The 17,691-nt window shown below is 64.5% G+C and carries 20 protein-coding genes; 6 read left to right on the top strand and 14 right to left on the bottom strand.

Annotated features, from left to right (window positions below):
- Positions 1–128: 128 nt before the first annotated feature.
- Together G522_RS0120965 and G522_RS0120960 are read right to left on the bottom strand one after the other, a co-directional pair.
- Positions 129–854, bottom strand: a complete 726-nt coding sequence (locus G522_RS0120965; protein ID WP_051228988.1) for an MOSC domain-containing protein — start codon at positions 852–854, stop codon at positions 129–131.
- Between the two features lie 66 nt (positions 855–920).
- Positions 921–1,619 (bottom strand): SDR family oxidoreductase, encoded by a 699-nt coding sequence (locus tag G522_RS0120960; protein WP_036840362.1) that lies wholly within the window; start codon positions 1,617–1,619, stop codon positions 921–923.
- Between the two features lie 120 nt (positions 1,620–1,739).
- On the opposite strand from G522_RS0120960, the gene G522_RS0120955 reads away from it, so the two are divergent.
- Entirely contained in the window at positions 1,740–2,645 is a 906-nt protein-coding gene (locus G522_RS0120955) for a LysR family transcriptional regulator (RefSeq protein ID WP_026792709.1), read from the top strand.
- A gap of 5 nt (positions 2,646–2,650) precedes the next feature.
- On the opposite strand, the gene G522_RS0120950 is transcribed toward G522_RS0120955, so the two are convergent.
- From G522_RS0120950 to G522_RS28020, 4 genes are all read right to left on the bottom strand, one after another.
- Positions 2,651–3,727, bottom strand: coding sequence for a DUF2336 domain-containing protein (locus G522_RS0120950; protein WP_026792708.1), 1,077 nt, complete (start codon positions 3,725–3,727; stop codon positions 2,651–2,653).
- Positions 3,728–3,994: 267 nt separating this feature from the next.
- Positions 3,995–5,098, bottom strand: coding sequence for a DUF2336 domain-containing protein (locus G522_RS0120945; RefSeq protein ID WP_026792707.1), 1,104 nt, complete (start codon positions 5,096–5,098; stop codon positions 3,995–3,997).
- 336 nt (positions 5,099–5,434) lie between these two features.
- On the bottom strand, positions 5,435–5,824 hold the full coding sequence (locus G522_RS0120935; protein ID WP_026792706.1) for a bleomycin resistance protein: 390 nt from the start codon (positions 5,822–5,824) through the stop codon (positions 5,435–5,437).
- A 39-nt stretch (positions 5,825–5,863) separates the two neighbouring features.
- Positions 5,864–6,781, bottom strand: a complete 918-nt coding sequence (locus G522_RS28020) for an AraC family transcriptional regulator (RefSeq protein WP_036840358.1) — start codon at positions 6,779–6,781, stop codon at positions 5,864–5,866.
- A gap of 137 nt (positions 6,782–6,918) precedes the next feature.
- Here G522_RS28020 and G522_RS0120925 point away from each other — a divergent pair, with 137 nt between their 5' ends.
- Positions 6,919–7,698 (top strand): SDR family NAD(P)-dependent oxidoreductase, encoded by a 780-nt coding sequence (locus G522_RS0120925; protein WP_026792705.1) that lies wholly within the window; start codon positions 6,919–6,921, stop codon positions 7,696–7,698.
- 62 nt (positions 7,699–7,760) lie between these two features.
- Here G522_RS0120925 and G522_RS0120920 read toward each other — a convergent pair whose 3' ends face one another.
- The 3 genes from G522_RS0120920 to G522_RS30145 all read right to left on the bottom strand — a co-directional run bounded on the left by G522_RS0120920 (position 7,761) and on the right by G522_RS30145 (position 10,610).
- Entirely contained in the window at positions 7,761–10,082 is a 2,322-nt protein-coding gene (locus G522_RS0120920; RefSeq protein ID WP_026792704.1) for a glycosyltransferase family 4 protein, read from the bottom strand.
- A 115-nt stretch (positions 10,083–10,197) separates the two neighbouring features.
- Entirely contained in the window at positions 10,198–10,461 is a 264-nt protein-coding gene (locus G522_RS0120915) for a hypothetical protein (RefSeq protein WP_026792703.1), read from the bottom strand.
- An 8-nt stretch (positions 10,462–10,469) separates the two neighbouring features.
- Positions 10,470–10,610: a hypothetical protein gene (locus tag G522_RS30145; protein WP_156887009.1), complete on the bottom strand. Its 141-nt coding sequence runs from the start codon at positions 10,608–10,610 to the stop codon at positions 10,470–10,472.
- A gap of 689 nt (positions 10,611–11,299) precedes the next feature.
- Here G522_RS30145 and G522_RS0120905 point away from each other — a divergent pair.
- The 4 genes from G522_RS0120905 to G522_RS0120890 all read left to right on the top strand — a co-directional run bounded on the left by G522_RS0120905 (position 11,300) and on the right by G522_RS0120890 (position 14,378).
- Positions 11,300–11,563 carry a DUF1488 family protein gene (locus tag G522_RS0120905; RefSeq protein ID WP_026792702.1) on the top strand — a complete coding sequence of 88 codons (264 nt, stop codon included), beginning with the start codon at positions 11,300–11,302 and terminating at the stop codon, positions 11,561–11,563.
- Positions 11,564–11,571: 8 nt separating this feature from the next.
- On the top strand, positions 11,572–12,381 hold the full coding sequence (locus G522_RS0120900; RefSeq protein WP_026792701.1) for a transglutaminase-like domain-containing protein: 810 nt from the start codon (positions 11,572–11,574) through the stop codon (positions 12,379–12,381).
- A gap of 166 nt (positions 12,382–12,547) precedes the next feature.
- Complete coding sequence (locus G522_RS0120895; protein ID WP_051228986.1) at positions 12,548–13,066, top strand: PAS domain-containing protein; 519 nt, start codon at positions 12,548–12,550, stop codon at positions 13,064–13,066.
- Positions 13,041–14,378, top strand: a complete 1,338-nt coding sequence (locus tag G522_RS0120890; protein WP_026792699.1) for a methyl-accepting chemotaxis protein — start codon at positions 13,041–13,043, stop codon at positions 14,376–14,378. The genes G522_RS0120895 and G522_RS0120890 overlap by 26 nt, the downstream gene beginning before the upstream one ends.
- A gap of 6 nt (positions 14,379–14,384) precedes the next feature.
- On the opposite strand, the gene G522_RS0120885 is transcribed toward G522_RS0120890, so the two are convergent.
- The 5 genes from G522_RS0120885 to G522_RS28015 form a co-directional block, all read right to left on the bottom strand.
- The gene (locus tag G522_RS0120885) at positions 14,385–15,791 is read right to left on the bottom strand and encodes a DHA2 family efflux MFS transporter permease subunit (RefSeq protein ID WP_026792698.1); all 1,407 of its coding nucleotides are present in this window, start codon (positions 15,789–15,791) and stop codon (positions 14,385–14,387) included.
- A 3-nt stretch (positions 15,792–15,794) separates the two neighbouring features.
- A complete protein-coding gene (locus tag G522_RS0120880) occupies positions 15,795–16,124 on the bottom strand; it encodes a hypothetical protein (protein WP_026792697.1) in 330 nt (109 codons plus the stop codon).
- 1 nt (position 16,125) lies between these two features.
- A complete protein-coding gene (locus G522_RS0120875; RefSeq protein WP_026792696.1) occupies positions 16,126–16,686 on the bottom strand; it encodes a cysteine hydrolase family protein in 561 nt (186 codons plus the stop codon).
- A 29-nt stretch (positions 16,687–16,715) separates the two neighbouring features.
- The gene (locus G522_RS0120870) at positions 16,716–17,156 is read right to left on the bottom strand and encodes a MarR family winged helix-turn-helix transcriptional regulator (protein ID WP_026792695.1); all 441 of its coding nucleotides are present in this window, start codon (positions 17,154–17,156) and stop codon (positions 16,716–16,718) included.
- A 216-nt stretch (positions 17,157–17,372) separates the two neighbouring features.
- A partial coding sequence (locus tag G522_RS28015; protein ID WP_036840355.1) for an IS30 family transposase occupies positions 17,373–17,691 on the bottom strand: 319 nt, incomplete at its 5' end.

The following is a 17,691-nucleotide window of genomic DNA, read 5'->3' as shown; positions in this document are numbered from 1 at the left end:
CATGAAATGACGACTGCCGCTCCTAGAAGGAGCGCCACCAGACGAGACGGCTGAGGTCGGCAAGGTCGGTCATGGCGGAGTCATGACACCCTGCACCGGCGCCTGCAAGGGCGAAAGCGAAAACTGCCCTAAGCCGACGGGCGTCTGCCCACCGGCCCGTTCGATAGCCGGCTCTCCCAGTTCTCTACCCGGCCAGTCTCCACACGCTTGGCAAACAGCGCCCGGAAACCGGGGGACAGATGGGGCAGTTCGCTGAGCAGCCGCGCCGCTTCCACGTTGTCGGTCATATGGTAGAGGTAGCGCTGCAGCCGGGTGATCGGCCAATCGGGCAACGGTCGATCCACCACGGTGATGACATCGCCCGCCGCCACCTCGCCGGGTTCGAGCACCCGGTAGAACCAACCGGTGCGGCCGCTCTCCTGTGCGCGACGCGAAATGCCGTCCTTGCCGAAGCGGTGGTTGAGCTTGAAGCAGGGCTGGCGCGATTCCGAAACCTGCAGCAGCACGCTGCCGGCGCGCATGATGTCGCCGACGCAGACCGTCGCCTCGGAGAGGCCGATGCTCACGAAATTCTCGCCGAAGGAGCCCGGCTGGAAGGCCGCGGCAATGTCGGGAAACTCCGCCTGCCAGGCCGCGTAGTGGGCGCTGTCATAGTGCAGCACCGCCTTCTCGGGCCCGCCATGGAAGCGCTCAGCATGCTGGTCGCCTACGGGGCCGTTGAGATCGATGCGAATCGGCGCTCCCAGTGGGCGCTTGCCGATCGCCGATCGAATGCCGCTATGGCCGATCTCCGCCACCGAACCGATGCGGATTTCGGAAAGGATGAAGGCGGGCAAATCTGCTGAGTGGACCATGAGAATCCTCGAACGAGCCCCTGAGCTTACCCTAGCGGCTTTTGCCTGTCCCCATAGAATGCGGCCTCACCACGGCACATCCTTACCCTCGCGGTCAAGATATCTCAGCCCCGGCTTGCCCATGTCGCCGATCAGCAGATCGACGATCTTCGGCACGGTTTCCTCAATGGTGAAGGGCGCATCGGGGCCGCCGAGGTCGGTGCGGATCCAGCCGGGCGCGACCAAACGCAGGGCGCGGCCAGTCTCGCGGGCGGCGTAGCTGCGCATATACTGGTTGAGCGCCGCCTTGCTGCCGCGATAGACTTCGCGCCCGCCCTTGACGTTGTTGGTGATGCTGCCTTGGCCCGACGTCATCACACCGATCAGCCCCTCGGGCGCCACGAGATGGTCGAGCCGCTCCACCACCCGCATCGGGCTCAGCGCGTTGGTCACCATCACCCGCACGAACTCCTCGGTGGAGACGGCGCCGATGGTCTCCTCCGGGTTGGCGTTGGCGATGCCGGCGTTGACGAACAGCATGTCGAAGCGGCGGCCTTCCAGCTTTTCATGCAGGGCGGTGATATCCTCGATGCGGGTCATGTCGAGCTCGACGATTTCCACCGCCTCGCCTTGTTGATCCTGAAGGTCCTGCAGCCCCGTCCGCTTCGTGCCGCGCACCGTGCCGGTGACGCGCCAGCCCCGGCTGACGAATTCGCTGGCCATGGCGAGGCCGAGGCCGCGCGACGCGCCGATGAGAAGGATGTCGCCTTTGAAGCCAAGGGTCATGGCAATGCCTTTCCTGAATGTACCAGGAACGCATATGCGCGCTACCCGGATGAGGCGCCAGACGCACAGCCTGCATTGATATGTTGCGCAAGACGCCATGCCCAGGCCATGCTGCCCGCCATGAATGACATCGACCTCAACCTTCTGCCGGCCCTCGACGCCCTGCTCACGGAAGGCAGTGTTACCGGCGCCGCCCGCCGTCTCGGCCTCAGCGCCTCGGCCATGAGCCGCACCCTCGCCCGCCTGCGCGAGGCCACCGGTGATCCGCTGCTTGTGCGGGCCGGGCGCGGTCTGGTGCCGACGCCGCGCGCCCAGGAGATAGCCGGCCGAGTGCATGAACTTGCCCGCGACGCGAGAGCGGTGCTGAGCCCGCGTCGTGATAGCCTCGATCTCAAGGCACTCGACCGCACCTTCACGCTGTGTGCCAGCGAAGGGTTTCTCGCCGTGTTCGCCGCACCGCTGGTCAGCGCCGTCAGCGAGGCGGCGCCAGGCGCGCGGCTGCGCTTTGCGCCCAAGCCAGTGAAGGACGCGACCGCGCTGCGCGAAGGCGAGATCGATCTTGAAATCGGCGTGCTCGGCGCCGCTTCGCCGGAAGTGCGCACCACGCTGTTGTTCCGCGACCGCTACGTCGGCGCGGTGCGTGTCGACCACCCGCTGCTCGGCGAACCGGTGACGGCGGCGCGCTATGCCGCCTGCCGCCATGTGGTGGTGTCGCGCCGAGGCGAGACCGAGGGACCGGTCGATACGGCGCTCGGAGATCTCGGCCTGAAGCGACAAATCGTCGCAGTGGTCCCCGGCTTTCCCGATGCGCTGGCCATAGCCCGTCGCACCGATCTGGTGGCCCTGGTCGCCCGCTCATCGTTCCATCCGGTAGGCGGCGCGGCACTAGCCGAAGACCTTGTCGCCTTCGACCTTCCGGTCGAAACGCCGGAAATCGCCATATCGCTCACCTGGCACCCGCGCCTTGAGGCCGATCCCGCACACCGCTGGCTGCGCGGCATCGTCGCGGCCATATGCCGACCGTAAGGGGATCACCTCTTCTCGCCCCGCAGGGCGGCGACGCGCATGCGGTGGAAGTATAAGGCGCGATCGGCGGATGCGCGATCGATCTGGGCATAATTGCCGGCCCAAGCGTCGGCGATCGATGCCGCCTGGCCGAGATGCTCGGCGCGCAACTGGGACAGCTTCAGATAAGCTTCGTCGCCGATGCTCAGGCTGCGGCAGACGACCGCGAGGCCGAAGTCATTGTCGTGATTGAGAATATTGGCGATGTGAGCGTCTTCGAGCCCGGTCACCTGGGTCAGCAGCTCAGCCACCGCCTCCATCCGGCCATCGCGGGCGAATTCGGTAATGCTCTCGTCGAGCGTGCCGATCCGCTGGCTGATCCGCCGCAACAGAGCCGAGATCTCCTGCTCGAGCTCCTGCTTGCGCTCGCGCGCGATGCCGGCCGCTTCGCTGACAAGAAGGGCTGCAAAGTCCGGCGACAGAGCCACGAGGTTTTCCAGCTTGGCGCGCGCTTCGGCATCGAACGAGGCCACGGCCCGCGCCAGACGGTCGGACGGCACATCCGCCCGCCGCGACAGGGCTCTCAGTACCTCGGGGTAATCGAGGCTACGCGTCGCCAGCCGCTTGAGGCCGAAGTCGGAAAAACGCGCCGTGGCGTTATGGGTCACGCCCTCCAGAACCTCCACGTCGCCACGGTCGGCCAACACTTCGGTCACCGTTTCGCTGAGTCCCTTGCGCCGGGTGATCGCCAGAAGATGCCCCTGGCTCAGTGAGCCAGCGATCTGGCGCAGATCGGCGTCGGTCAGCACCTCGGACTGTTCCAGCATCACGCCGGAAACGGCAAGTTCTTCATCCTGGGCAAGGCGCAGCGCCACCGAATGCGGCGTGCAGGCCATCGGCGCCATCTGCTCGGAAAACTGGGCTCGCACATCCACCGACACCTGATCGACCAGCCGGCAGAGGATATCGCCAAACAGCTTGGTTTCCGCGTCGCTATGGTTTCCCGCGCCGTCGGTAAACAGCTCGGAGATCAAGACGAGGAGATCCCGGCGCTTTTCGCTGGTCTTCTCCTGACTGAGAGCAATCAATCTATCGAACAGCATGATCTAGTCGCCCCTTCAGGAGCACTCGCCGGCCATACGACCCAATATGGTCGGCGGGCGACTGCTCTGGCGGTCAGACTTCGTCGATTTCCCCTCAGAGACTGAGGTGTTTTCGGCGACGCCAAATGCCAACTACGCAAATACCAATAGGGGAAACTTGATCTGCAACCATTAACACGTGGTTGAATGCCACAGTTGCGCGAGATTACCGTTACGAAAGTCTTGCGGGGAAAATTCAAATCTTTCTCATTCGCCAGCCGGGTATTGCTACCTCGGCCGTCCCGCCATCATGCGGCCGGGCGTGGTCCTGCCCTGCACAACGCCAGTTTGCATCCGGTGGAAGCGCAAGGCACGCACGGCCGAAGCGCGGTCTACCTCGGCATAATTCTTGGCCCAGCTCCGGGCATCCTTCGCCGTCAGGCCGAGATGGTCAGCCAGCATGTGGGCCAGCATCAGATAGGCGTTGTTGCTGACGCTGAGGCTGCGGCAGACCACGGCCAGCGCCAGATCGTTGCCGCGCGCAAGCGCCTTGGCAATGTGCGCCTCCTCGAGCTCGGTCGCCTGGGTCAACAGCTCGGCCATCACTTCGATCCGGCCTTCGCGGGCAAAGCGGGCGATGCAATCGTCAAGGGTGACGTAGCCTTGCTTGACGCGCCGGATCAGCGAGGCGATTTCCCGCTCCAGCCTTTCCTTTTTCCACCGCGCGCTGTCACTCGCCTCGGTCGTCAGCATGAGTGCAAGGCGTGGCGCCAGGGCAACGAGGTTTTCCAACCTGGCGCGCGCGTCGGCGTCAAGCATGGCCATGGCACGGACAAGGCGCTCGCGCGGCATATCGGCGCGTTGCGACAGCGCCATCAGCACCTTGGGATAGTCGATGCCGCGCATGACCAGCCACTCGACGCCCGGCTCGGAAAAGCGCGCCGAGGCGTTGTCGGTCACCGCGATCAGTACCGCCGCGTTGCCGCGAATGGCCAGCACGTCGGTCACCCGCTCGCTGAGCCCCTTGCGCCGGGTGATCGCCAGCAGATGCCCCTGGCTCTGCGAACTAGCGATGGCGCGGAGGTCGGCGTCGGTCAGTACGACCGAGTGCTCCAGCATCACCGCGAACACTTCTCTTTCGGCGTCGGTGGCCAAGCGCAGCGCCACGGCATGCGGCGTGAAGGTGAGCGGCGCCAGTCGGTGCGATAGTTCGGCGCGCGCCTCGATCGAAACCTGATCGATCAGCCGGCAGAGAATGTCGGCGAACAGCTCGGTTTCTCGGTCGGTATGGCTCTCGACCCCGTCCGCGAACAGGCCAGACAGGGATTTAAGAAGATCGGCACGGCTGGTGCTGGACGTCTCCTGGCTGAGGGCAATCAGTTGATCGAACATCTGTTCTCGTCGCCCCCTTTTCCAGTGGTTCGCCCGAAGGCCCTGCGGCCGTCAGGCGGGCGAGTGCCCAGTATATTCCTTGTACGTATCGCGCTGCGGCTAATCGGGCGCTCTACGTATAATCAATTATGTATATATCGGTCAGGATTTATGACCGAAAGATTGATAGCACCACAGAGATCCGGTTAACGCTGCCGTTTTTCGCCTCGAAAGCGTCGTCCTCCCCCCTCAGGGTCGCCATGGGAGCCCTTCGGCCCACCGCTGGGTGCGCGATCGTCGGAGGAGGCAGGCGCACGGTCACCTTCAATGCGTCGCCGCCGCCGCCCACGGCGAGCGTCAGCTGCCGGCGAAGGCGATGAGATTGCCGTCGGGGTCCGCCACCACGAAGGTACGGGCGCCCCAAGGCTCGGTCCTGAGAGCCTGGTGGAACGCCACCCCGGCCGCCCGATATTCGCGATAGAGCGGTTCGGCGTCGGTGAGCGTCAGCGTGGCGGACAGCGCGTCGGCCTCGCGCTTGCGAAAGCCATTGTCGAACACCGGGCCGTCGGCGTGCCTGAGGTTCAGCCGGGCACCGTCGCGCGATACCTGCGCATAGAACGGCGGCTCGCCATAAGCGAAGACGACGTTGAAGCCGAGCTTGCCGACATAGAAGGCCAAGGCGGCTTCGAGGTCGGCGACGAAAAGCTGCGGCTCGGCGGCTAAAATCCTGGTCTTGGCGTCGGTCATGGTCGCGCTTCTCCCACCGAATTGCGCCAATATGCGCCCTCAGGCGACGCCCCGCACCTCCTCGTCGGCCAGCTCGGCGTTGGCGATGAGGCGCTTGAGGTCGCGCCTCGGCGGCTCGCCGAACAGGCGGGCATATTCGCGGCTGAACTGCGATGGGCTCTCGTAGCCCACCGCGAAGGCGGCCGCTTCCACCGTATTGCCGTGCAAGGCCATCAGCCGCCGCGCCTCCAGAAGCCGCATCTGTTTCTGGTATTGCAGCGGCGACAGCGCCGTCAGCGCCTTGAACTGGCGATGGAAGGCCGAGGGGCTCATCTGCGCTACCGCCGCCGCGTCGTCGACGCGCATCGGCTCGGCGAAATGATCGCGCATCCAGTGCATGGCCTGCAGCACCCGTTGCGACGGCGTATTGTGAAGCGCCATGCGCGCCATGTCGCCGCCCTGCGGCCCGGTGAGCAGCCAGTAGCAGACCTCGCGCATGATCACCGGATAGAGCACCGGGATGGCTTCGGGCGTGTCGAGCAGGCGCACGAGGCGCAACGCGCAATCGGTCAGCGGCCCCGTGACATCCACCACGAACACGCCGCGCCCAGCCTTGCTCGCCCGCGGCGGCGCCGGCAGCTCGGCGGCCACCGCCCGCATAATGCCGAGATCGAGTTCGAAGGCCAACACCAGGCAGGGCTTGTCGGGGCTCGCCATGCTCACCGTCCCCACCGAGGGCGCCTCGACGCCGATCACCAGCGCCTCGCCCGCCCGATAATCCAGGCGCTCGTCACCGAAGTTGGCCCACTTGGCACCCTGGGCGACGATGCACATGGCCGGCTGCACCAGCCGATGGTCCGGCGGCTTCGGCCGGTCAGAGCGGAGAATGGCCATGGTGCCGATGGCCGTGACATAGGGGCTATCGCCCGTCTGCCGTTCGGTATAGGCGAGCATCGCTGCCGCCAACTCTTCCATCATGACCGCCACCCTGCTGATTTCCGCTACCAAGCCTAGGCGGATGAGCAGGATTAGGCAAGAATTCGCCGTATCCAGGCATTCAAGTGCCCCGCCTCCCGCCCTTATACTTGCCAACAGTTCTCAAAAAGGAGCGGATCATGACCGAAGAAAATGCAGCGAATTCAAACAAGAAGATCGCCATCATTACCGGCGGCAGCCGGGGCCTCGGCCGCAACGCCGTCCTGTCGCTCGCCAAACGCGGCGTGCGCTCGATCTTCACCTACCATCAAAATCAGGCAGAAGCGGACAAGGTGGTGGCGCTGGCCACCGAAGCCGGCGCACCGGCCATCGCCCTGCAGCTCGACGTCGCCAAGGCCTCCACCTTCGCCGATTTCGCTCAGCGGGTGTCGGCCGCCCTCGGCAAAATGGGTACGACGCGCTTCGACTATCTCGTCAACAATGCCGGCACCTCGTCGTCCGCCACGGTGGCAAGCGGCAGCGAGGCGGAGCTCGACGAGCAGTTCGCCGTCCACTTCAAGGGGCCGTTCCTGCTGACGCAGGCGCTGCTATCGCTGATCAACGACGGCGGCCGCATCATCAACATCTCCTCCGGCCTTGCCCGCGTCACCATGCCCGGCCGTGCCATCTACGGCCCGATGAAGGCCGCCGTCGAGGCGCTCACCCGCCAGATGGCGCAGGAACTGGGGCCGCGCCGCATCGCCGTCAACATGGTGGCACCCGGCGCCATCGCCACCGATTTCTCCGGCGGCATCGTCCGCGACAACCCCGAGGTCAACAAGATGGTGGCCTCCCACACCGCCTTTGGCCGTGTCGGCCAGCCCGACGACGTCGGCCCGGTGATCGCCGCCCTGCTCTCCGACGACTTCGGCTGGGTCAACGCCCAGCGCATCGAAGTCTCCGGCGGCATGCAGATCTAGCACTTGCGGCGGCGGCTCCCAGGGCGCAATCCCCGGGAGGCGCCGCGCCCCAAGCGGGAAGGCTATTGGGCCGCCGTCGAAGCCATCAAGTGCCGGCGTGGGAATAGCTGCTTGACGACCGTCCCGCTGTCCGACTGAACCTCGCGGACCTGAGCCAGCTGGCGGATTTCGGCGAGGCTGAGCAGGTAGCACACGACCGATTCCGCGCCACTGTTCTCATTGGCACGATCGGGATGCAGGCCGTCGCGACACCGACCCGTCTTGATGTCGACGAGCGGGATGGAAAGGTCGTTGGCGCCCATGAACCAGGCAAAAGCGCGTTCTGCCTCGATCTTCCATTTTAGGTTCTTGGTGGCATTCCACGCCACGACACAGGCTGAGATCGTCGCAGCGGCTTCAAGGGGCTGCTGATCGAACGGCTCCGGTGCCTGGCGCAACGCCCCAAATGAGTGCGACCCGACGGGACGGAACAGCCCGGAGGGTGCCGTCTGCACGTTCACCAGCCAATCGAGGGCCCTGAGGCCAGCCCGAACGAGCGCGCCCTCCCGGATGGCAAGACCTGTGGCAATCAGGGCCTGCGGCAGCCGCGCATTATCATAGGACAGTCCCTCTTCGAACCACGTCCAGTCGGGCGACTCTACGGCGGCGATCGATGCCATCAGCCGGTCGGAAAGAAGCAATTGCAGTCGGCCGGCTGTTTCGTCGTCAGGACGAGCGGCACGGAACGGCACGAGACCCAGCAGCGTGGCCGCGAGCGCGCGTGGTGAGCGAAAGTCTTCGACTACCGGCAGGGCCTTGGCGAAAAGATCCGACGCCCAGCGCCGTCGCGACAGATCGGCAGCATGGCGGGCAGATTCGCCGAGCGACCACATCGTACGACCATGGCTGTCTTCGGAGCCGACATCCTCCAGCCAGCGGCGATCGAAGCTCATGAAGTTGCGAAAGCGTCCGTTATCGGGGTTGAAGGCGTGCTGAACGAAGGCGGCGAAGCGGCCCGCCACGTGATCTGGCGGACCGGCTTCGCCAGCGTGCTCCAGCACCGTTGCCAACTGCAGCGCGCGGGCGTTGTCATCGACACAGTAACCATGGTCCCGGTCGGCGATCGTGTAGACGGCGTGCTGGAAGAGGCCGGTATCGTCGCACATCGACAGGAAATGATCGATCCTGAGTTCCGGTATGCGGGTGACCGCCCGGGTGATAGCTGTCGGATCTTCGCTCGCGACCATGCGCTGCGAGCGTTGGGCAACCACGCCCTCGAACGTCTTGATATAACGCTCGGCTGTGTGCTTCCAGGTCATCGAACGGCTGCGCCGATAGGCGCCGAGCGCCAGATCCTGCCGCTTGCCATCGTCGGCAAGCAGGCCGGCCACCGCCTCGCCGATCGCATCGCGATCGTTGAAGGGCACCAGCATGCCACCGCCATCGGCCAGCAGTTCAGCGGCGTGCCAATAGGGAGTCGAGACGACCGCCCGGCCCAGCCCGAAGCTGTAGGCGAGCGTACCGGAGGTCATCTGCGCCTCATTGAGATAGGGCGTGACGTAGACGTCGCACATCGAGATGCAGCGGAGCAATGTCGCCTGATCGACGAACTGATTGAGGAACACCACGTGGTCGGCGATACCCAACGCTTCGACGCGGGCGATCAGCCGTCTGCGATAGGCCTCGCCTTCGGCGCGGATCAAGCTCGGATGAGTGGCGCCGAGCACCACATAGACGGCGGATGGGCATGCCGCCAGAATGGTCGGTATGGCATCGATCATCACTTCGATGCCCTTGTTGGGCGACAAAAGGCCGAAGGTGAGGATGACCTTGCGGTCGTCATAGCCCTCGGCATGCTTGGTGCGGTCCGACGTCTCGAAGGGAACGTCCGGTATGCCATGCGGAATGACTTCGATCTTCTCCGCCGGTACGCCATAGATGTCCATCAGCATCCGACGACCCTTTTCGGCCATCACCACCACCTTCGCCGAGACTTTGGCAATTTGCTCGGTCACATGGCGCTGCGCGGCCGACGGTTCGGCCAGCACGGTGTGCAGAGTGGTGACCACCGGTACCGCCAGACGGGACAACAGCGGCAGGATGTCACTGCCCGCTTCGCCACCGAAAATGCCGAACTCGTGCTGGAGGGAGACCACGTCGACCTGATTGCTGTTGAGGATTTCGGCTGCGGCCAGATAATCCTCCGGCCGGTCCTCAGCGATCTCGACGCGAACGGTATCGGGATAGGCGTAGGTTCGCCCGCCGTCGTTCATGGCAACGATCGACGTCTTGAGGCTGGGCTTGGTGGTGGCCACCGCCTGTTGCAGCTCGGTGGTGAAGGTGGCGATCCCACATCGTCGAGGTAAGGAGTTGCCGATGAAGGCAATTCGGTTGACCTTGGTCATGGCGGTCGTTCCTTCTTGAAGGGCTGGCTCGACGGGCGGTGGCCGATCAGAAGGCTGCGGAAGCCCTCGGCTCACCGTCATCCATCGGCTTCACCTGGTGATCGCCGGGTGACGGTCATCGCGGGTTGGCATCGCTCTTGATCATGGCATCCAGTTCGCCCTGGCTGATCGTGACGATCGACGTCGGCAAGGCCGAAACCGACAGGGCCGGCAGATGCAGGCGGATACCAGTGCGCCGCGTCGCCACAAAGGACAGGCCCTGGATTTCCTGCATGTCGTAGACGAGCCGATAGGTACCCGCCGCCTGCGGCGTTTCGAAATCCCTCAGGACGACCGGGTGGTGAAAGGTGACGGTGGATTCAACTTCTCTGTCGGGCATGATGTCTCTCAGGATTTCGCTTTGGGCATCCGCCCGAGTGGCCCGCTGCTGGCCATCAACGATGACACGCTGGCACTGACCGCCGGCTTCTTCTTGTCGCCCTTCGGCTTTCGCGCCTCTTTGCCATTGCGCTTCTGTTGCTTGGCCATGGTCGACATCCTTCTGGGTTGGGCGATGCAGCGGAAAACCGGAGGCACCCGGCGAGCACCATCGGCCTCGGATAGTTGTCCCTCGCCGACGCGACGAACAGCAAGACAAATTGGCGCCGGAGTTCGCACGCCACTGTATTTCAAGTCTGAATTTGCCGAGTCCCATTTGCACAGGCCCGAAATTCCATCCGGGACAGTTTTGTCGGCATAGTCGCTACTAATTGAAGTGGGCCTGATTTATCATTAATCAAGAACGGCCATTGATATTTTCGATAAATATTATATATTTAGAACTCAATAGAGCACTTTTTGATCTGCAAAAAATCTAAATTATTCTTTCGTGCGGAATGGTTTTAGACTTGGCCTCGCGTTGCTGCCGGCCTGATCGTTCTGCCGGTCATATCTCGGGTCCACCGGGTCAATCGCTATTCCAGAAGGACTGCCACCGATGCCTCGCCCTTTCCTCTATGTCGTTCTGATGGTGTTCGTGGCTGTCGCCTCAGCCTATAGCTACCGCCTTTATCAGGATGAGCGGTGCTGTGAGAGCCGCTCGCCAGCCGTCATAAGCAGCGAGCAAATGGTCCCTCTTTCGCAAAACGAGCCAGTGACGGACTTGCCGTCAGCACGGCCGACCGTCCTTGTCGAGTGAGTTCCACACCATTAACGCCCCTCGAAGCAGGACATCCACCATGACGCTGTCATTCCCCAATCCAAGCCGAAACTTCAACGAAACACGCCGCGGCGTCAGTTTTTCCGGCCATGATGGCATGTTCGAAATCGCGTTCTTCGTCGAGGCGGCGGTGCTCGCCCGGCATCAGCCTTCGCCGGTATCGGAACAGCAGTATCTTTCGGCCTTCGACGCGATGCGCGCCTCCATCCAGGATGTCGCCCTCAAGGTCTACACCGGCAGCCATCGCCAGACGAACACCCTCACCACCACCGACTTCCGATAGGGGGCCTGATGCTGATTCGATGTGGCTACGAGATCACCCTGACCTGCCCCCAACCCACTGCATTGGTGTGCCTTCTGTCGGTGCATGAAGATCGCGCGGCCGACATCCGAGGGGCCGAGACCCACTTCACCCAGCCGGATGTGCCGGTCTCCACCTATCTCGACATGTTCGGAAATCGCTGCCGACGGCTCGTCGCGCCGGCCGGCGACTTCATGATCTGGGGCGACACCACCGTCGAGGACGACGGCCAGCTGGACGCCTTCGTTCCCGAGGCCCGAGAAACGCCGGTGCCTGACCTTCCCGATGACTGCCTCGGTTATCTGATGGGCAGCCGCTATTGCGAGACCGATCGTCTCAGCCAGATTGCCTGGGACCTGTTTGGCAAGACGCCGCCCGGCTGGGGTCGAGTGCAGGCGATCTGCGACTTCGTGCAGGGCCACATCCGCTTCGACTACATGCAGGCCAGAGCGACGCGCACCGCCTTCGAGGCCTACCACGAGCGCGTCGGAGTGTGCCGCGATTTCGCCCATCTGGCAGTGACCTTCTGCCGATGCCTCAATATCCCCACCCGCTATGTGAATGGACACCTGGGCGACATCGGCGTTCCCATTCTCGACCCGATGGACTTCAGCGCCTGGATCGAGGTTTTTCTCGACGGCGCCTGGTACACGTTCGATCCGCGCAACAACGCCCGCCGGATCGGCCGCATCGTCATCGCGCGCGGCCGAGACGCCGCCGACGTCCCGCTCATCAACTCATTCGGGCCGCACGTCCTGAAAGCCTTCCGCGTCTGGACCTACGAAGCGCCGCCAGCCTAGGCCGCTTGGAGCGGAGCCTGCCGGCACCCTCGCGATCTCGTCTGTCGCCCACTGCGACGAAAGGTGTGCCAGGAAAGGATGCATTGAACGAGCGACATGGAAAACTTGTTTACGAACTTGCACTAGGTGTCGGACATCCCGCGTCTTGCAAGCCGGAATGAGTCAAATGAGCGTTCGGCCGACATCCGAGGAAGTCACCTTCCAAGTGGATGAAATCATCGTCTCCAAAACCGATCTCAAGGGCAGGATCACCTACGCCAACCAAGTGTTCGCCAAGGTCTCCGGCTACAGCCGCGCCGAACTGATGACCCAGCCGCATTCGATCATTCGCCATCCCGACATGCCGCGATGCGTCTTCAAGCTGCTGTGGGACCGGATTCAGGACGGGCACGAGGTTTTCGCCTACGTCAAGAACATGGCCAAGAGCGGCGCCTACTACTGGGTGTTCGCCCATGTCACGCCCTCCTATGACGCTGATGGCACCATGGTCGGCTATCACTCCAACCGCCGCGTGCCCGACCGGCGAGTGGTGCGCGAGGTGATCGAGCCGCTCTACGGCGAACTCCTCAAGATCGAAGCATCGGACAAAGGTGCCAAAGAGGGGCTTGTCGCCTCCTATGCCGCGCTGAACAACATCGTGAAATCAAAGGCGTCCAGCTATGACGAGCTCATCTTCTCCCTTTGAGGCGATCGTGCCCGGCCTTGTCACGGCCCTGATCATCGCTGCGGCGGCGCTTTGTGCCTGGCTGGATCTCTCCACCGCCGAATATGTGCTGTTCGCCCTTGCGATGCTCGCCGCTCTGGCGTCGGCGGCGCTCGCCCTCCGCACCCATCGGGCTATCGGGCGCGCCGTCACCCTGGCCAGGGCGCTCAGCTCGGGCGATTTCGAAACCCGCATCCTCACCTTCGACCAGAAGGGCGACGCCGGCGCGCTCACCGAAGCTCTCAATGACATGGCCGACCATCTCGACGCCTTTGTCCGCGAAGCCAGCGCCTCGATGGACGCGGTCCGCCAGAACCGCTTCTACCGCCGCATCCTCCGCAACGGCATGGAAGGCGCCCTGCTTCGCGCCTCCCGCACCATCAACGACGCCACCGACGTGATCCAGGGTCAGGTCGCCGCCTTCGAGCAGTCGACCGACGATTTCAGCGCCACCATCAACTCGATCGTCGAAGGCCTCGTCGCGGCGTCCAACACCATGGGAACGACGGCGACGCACCTGCGCGATGGCGCCAACTCCACCGACCAGCGCGCCAATGACGCCGCCGCCACCTCGAAGAGCGCCTCGACCGACGTGGAAAAGGCATCGGAGGTGGCAAGCCGGCTGTCCGCGTCTGCCAATGATTTCGGCGCCGAGATCGAGCGGTCCGCCGCCATCGCCCAGGGCGCCGTGGCCCGCGCCGAGGAAACGCGCCGCATCGTCGACGGCCTGTCGGCCGCCGCCGAGCGGATCGGTGCGGTGGTCGGGCTGATCGAACAGGTGGCCGGCCAGACCAACCTCCTGGCGCTCAACGCCACCATCGAGGCGGCCCGCGCCGGCGAAGCGGGCAAAGGCTTTGCAGTTGTCGCGTCCGAGGTAAAGAACCTGGCTGGCCAGACCGCCAAGGCCACCGAGGAGATCGCCCGCAACATCGGCGAAGTGCAGGCCGCCACCCAGGCGGCGGTGGCCAGCATCGAGGGTATCGGCGGCACTATCGCCGAAATCCATACGCTGACCTCCGGCATGCGCGCCTCGATCGAGACACAGATCCGGGCCACCGCGGAAATCGCCCAAAATGTCGACAGCGCCCACGATGGCACTCGGCAGGTCTCCGATCGCATCTCCTCCATCACCGGCACTGCGCACGAGACGGCGGACTTGGCGCAAGGACTGCTCAAGGCCTCCAGCACTCTCTCCTCGGAAGGCGATCGCCTCGCCACAACCGTCAACGACTTCCTCGTCCGCCTCCGCCGCGGCCCGCTCGATCGTCAACAAGCGGCCAGCAAGGCGGCCTGACCGTCATTATTCTCCCGGCGGCGGCGCCACGTCGTTGAGGCGGCGTGGTAGCCGCATCGCCGACAGGAACGTGGCGGCATGCAGCGCGGCGAGCAGCAGGAAGACCGCCGCATAGGCCGTGGAAATGGCCGGTCCGCCGGCATTCGCCCCCAACCGCCAAGCCAGGAATGTCGCGGCGATGGTCGTCATGGTCGGGCCGCCGAGCCGCTGCACGATGTTGATCGACGTCGTCGCCATCGGCAGCCTCGCCTTGCTGACCGAGGCATAGGCCGCCGTCATCGACGGCAGGCCCACCGCGCTCATGCCCATGCCGCGCAAGAACAGCGCCGGAATGAGCACGCCGAGAGCGAAGCCCGCATGGGCGAGATAGGGAAAGGCCAGCGTGGAAAGACAGGCGACGAGCGCGCCGCCCGCTGACACTTGGCGAATGCCGAAGCGCTTGGTGAGCCAGCCCATCGAGGGATAGGTCACCATCATGCCCAGCCCCTGCGGCGCCAGCATCCAGCCCATTTCGCCCGGCGTGCGGCCACAGGCAGCGATCAGGAAGGCCGGAATGAGCATCTGACCGGCGAATAGGGCGCCGTTCGACAGGAATTGCGTGATGGCGGAGGTGGAAAACACCTTTGACTTGAACAGGCGAAGATCAACCAGCGCGTCGCCGCCCTTCCGCCGCGCCGTCATCAGGAAGGCGGCCATCATGACGATGCCCAGCCCGAAGCTCATCCGGCCCGTCGTGTCGCCGAGCTTGTCCGAGCCATAGAGAAACAGCACCAAACCGGGCGACAGCAGCATCAGGCCGACCCAGTCGAGCTTGCGCCGCGTCGCCGCGTCGCGATCGGCTGGCAGCAGGAACACAGCCAGCAGTAAGGCCACCACGCCCACCGGCAGGTTGACCAGGAACAGCCAGCGCCAAGAGGCATATTGCAGGATGGCGCCGGCGATGATCGGCCCGAGCACCGGCGCCAGCAGCACCGGCGCCACGATAAGGCCGACGACGCGCGCCATCTGCCGGCCAGCCGCCCGGGCGATCATCATCTGTGCCATCGGCGCCAGGAGGCCGCCGCTCACTCCCTGCAACACGCGGAAAGCGATCAGCGATTGCGCCGACCAGGCAAGGCCGCACAGCGCCGAGGAGATGGTGAAGGCGGTAAAGCACCAGAGGTAGAGCGCCCTGGCGCCGATCCGGTCGACCAGCCAGCCGTTGAGCGGCAACACCAGCGTCAGCGCCAGCAGGTAACCACTGGTCACCCACTGGATGACGGACAAGCTGCTATGAAGATCGGTGGCGAGGCTGGTCAACGACACGTTGACGATGGTGGCATCGAGCTGCGACAGCAGCGTGCCGAACAGCGCCACGGCCGAAACCTTCCAGACCTCCGGGCTTAGCCGCTCGCTGTCGGGCGCGGTGGCCATGCGTCAGGCGCCCTTAGCCGAGTTGCCGCCGTGGAACCGGCCGAAGCCCCGCGCCGACACCAGCCCCAGCGCCAGAATGCCGAGGCCGACGGCGGCCGCCTGATCCCCGGCTCGGATGTCAAAGCTGCCGACATGGACGATCAGTAGATAGGCGGCGACGAAATTGGCAAAACCCCAGACGACGTTGACGGTCGACGACGACAGCCCCTTGCCCGGTGGCTTGGCGAACGGGCTTTGGAACGGCCGGCCCATGACGGCGGAGACGAAATGCGGCACGCCATTGGACAGGAAGGCGCCACCCAGGAGATAGGCGAGATCGTAGAGCCAGTTCATGTCAGGCGCTCCCTGTCAGCAGGTTGATGATCTCTTGCGTCGCCCCCGTCTCGCCGATGCGCGGGAACACCTGGGCGACGCAATAGGCATGCGCCTCGGCGCGCATGTCGGTCATGGCGTCGGTCGCCAGCGTCACGTTGAACCCTAGCTCAAAGGCTTGGCGGGCGGTCACCTCGACGCCATTGCTGGTGGCGACGCCGGCGATCACCACCTGCGTCACGCCGGCCGCCTTCAGGTAGTCGTCGAGGCCGGTGCCGGTGAAGGCGCCCGGCGTGTGCTTGGTCACCAGGTGATCCTGAGGCTGCCGGTTGAGTTCGGGGATCAGCTCGGTCCAGCCGGGCGGGAAGCCCTTGAGCGTGCGCGGCACCTCGGTGCGACCCGGCGCGGCGCCGGCCACGTTGACCAGCACCACTGGCAGGCTCCGCCAGCGGAACGCGTCCGCCAGCGCGGCGGCGTTGGCCACCACATCGACGATCGGCTGGGCGGTGGGCAGGGCCACAATGCCCTTCTGGAGATCGACGACGACTAGCGCCGTCCTGGGGTCGATGGCGGTCAGGGTCATGGGGATCGCTCCACGGGGCCGGATGGGTTTCAGTCGGCTTCGCTCAGCCGCCTGATCAGGGGAATGGCCGAGACCAGCAGCCGCTGCTCGTCGGCATCGAGGCCGCCCAAGGCGGCCAGCAGCCACTTTTGCTTGGCGGCGCTGCGCTTGCGCCGCGCCTCGACGCCGGCCCCCGTCAGCGCGAACAGCACCTGCCGGCCGTCCGTCGGATGCGGATGGCGCATGACCAGCCCCTCGCGCTCCAGCTCGGCCAGCGTGGCGCCCATCGATTGCGGCTTCACCGCCTCGGCCCGCGCCAGATCGGCCGTCGTCGTCGGCCCGCCCCGTTCCAGCCGGGCCAGCGCCGTGCTCTGCGACCAGGAAAGGCCGTCAGGATTGGTCTCGCTGCGCAGGCGGCGCAGCAACTGGCCGACAGCCATCGTCAACTCGGTGACGATGGCCTCTGGCGGCAGGTCTGGGGGAGTGCTCATGGCCGAGACATACGACTCAGCAGGAAAACTTGCAAGTCTTCCTGTTAATTTATATCCAACCGCCGAGTGAAGCAGCCCTATATGCGCGTCCCGCCCTATCCTGCCCGAGGTCCTCTGCCTGCGCAGAGGATGACAGATTTATATAATGGGAACAGTTGGATAGGTTGTCGCCCCTCATTATCAAACTGTCATCCTGCGCGAAGGCGCAGGATGGATTCACGTTTGAAGCGCAACAGAGATGAAGTCTTTGAATACCTCTGCGGGTGTCCTGTAGCCAAGGATCTTTCTCGGGCTTTCGTTGTATTGGCGCATGACGGTCTCAACTCCATCTGTCGGAATGGCTTGGAGATCTGTGGTGCTGGGCAGGTAGCGGCGCATGCGTCCGATGGCGTTTTCGATGCCGCCCTTCTGCCAGGGCCTGTGCGGGTCACAGAAGTAGGTGGGCAAGGAGAGCTCCTCTGCGAGGCGGTGATGACGGGCAAACTCGCCCCCATTGTCGAAGGTAACGGAGGCGCGCAACGGCTCGGGCAAGGCC

Source organism: Pleomorphomonas oryzae DSM 16300, from assembly GCF_000422965.1.
Classification (GTDB): Bacteria; Pseudomonadota; Alphaproteobacteria; order Rhizobiales; family Pleomorphomonadaceae; genus Pleomorphomonas; species Pleomorphomonas oryzae.
Note: the sequence above shows the minus strand (reverse complement) of the source record. Positions and strands in the feature narration are given on the sequence as shown.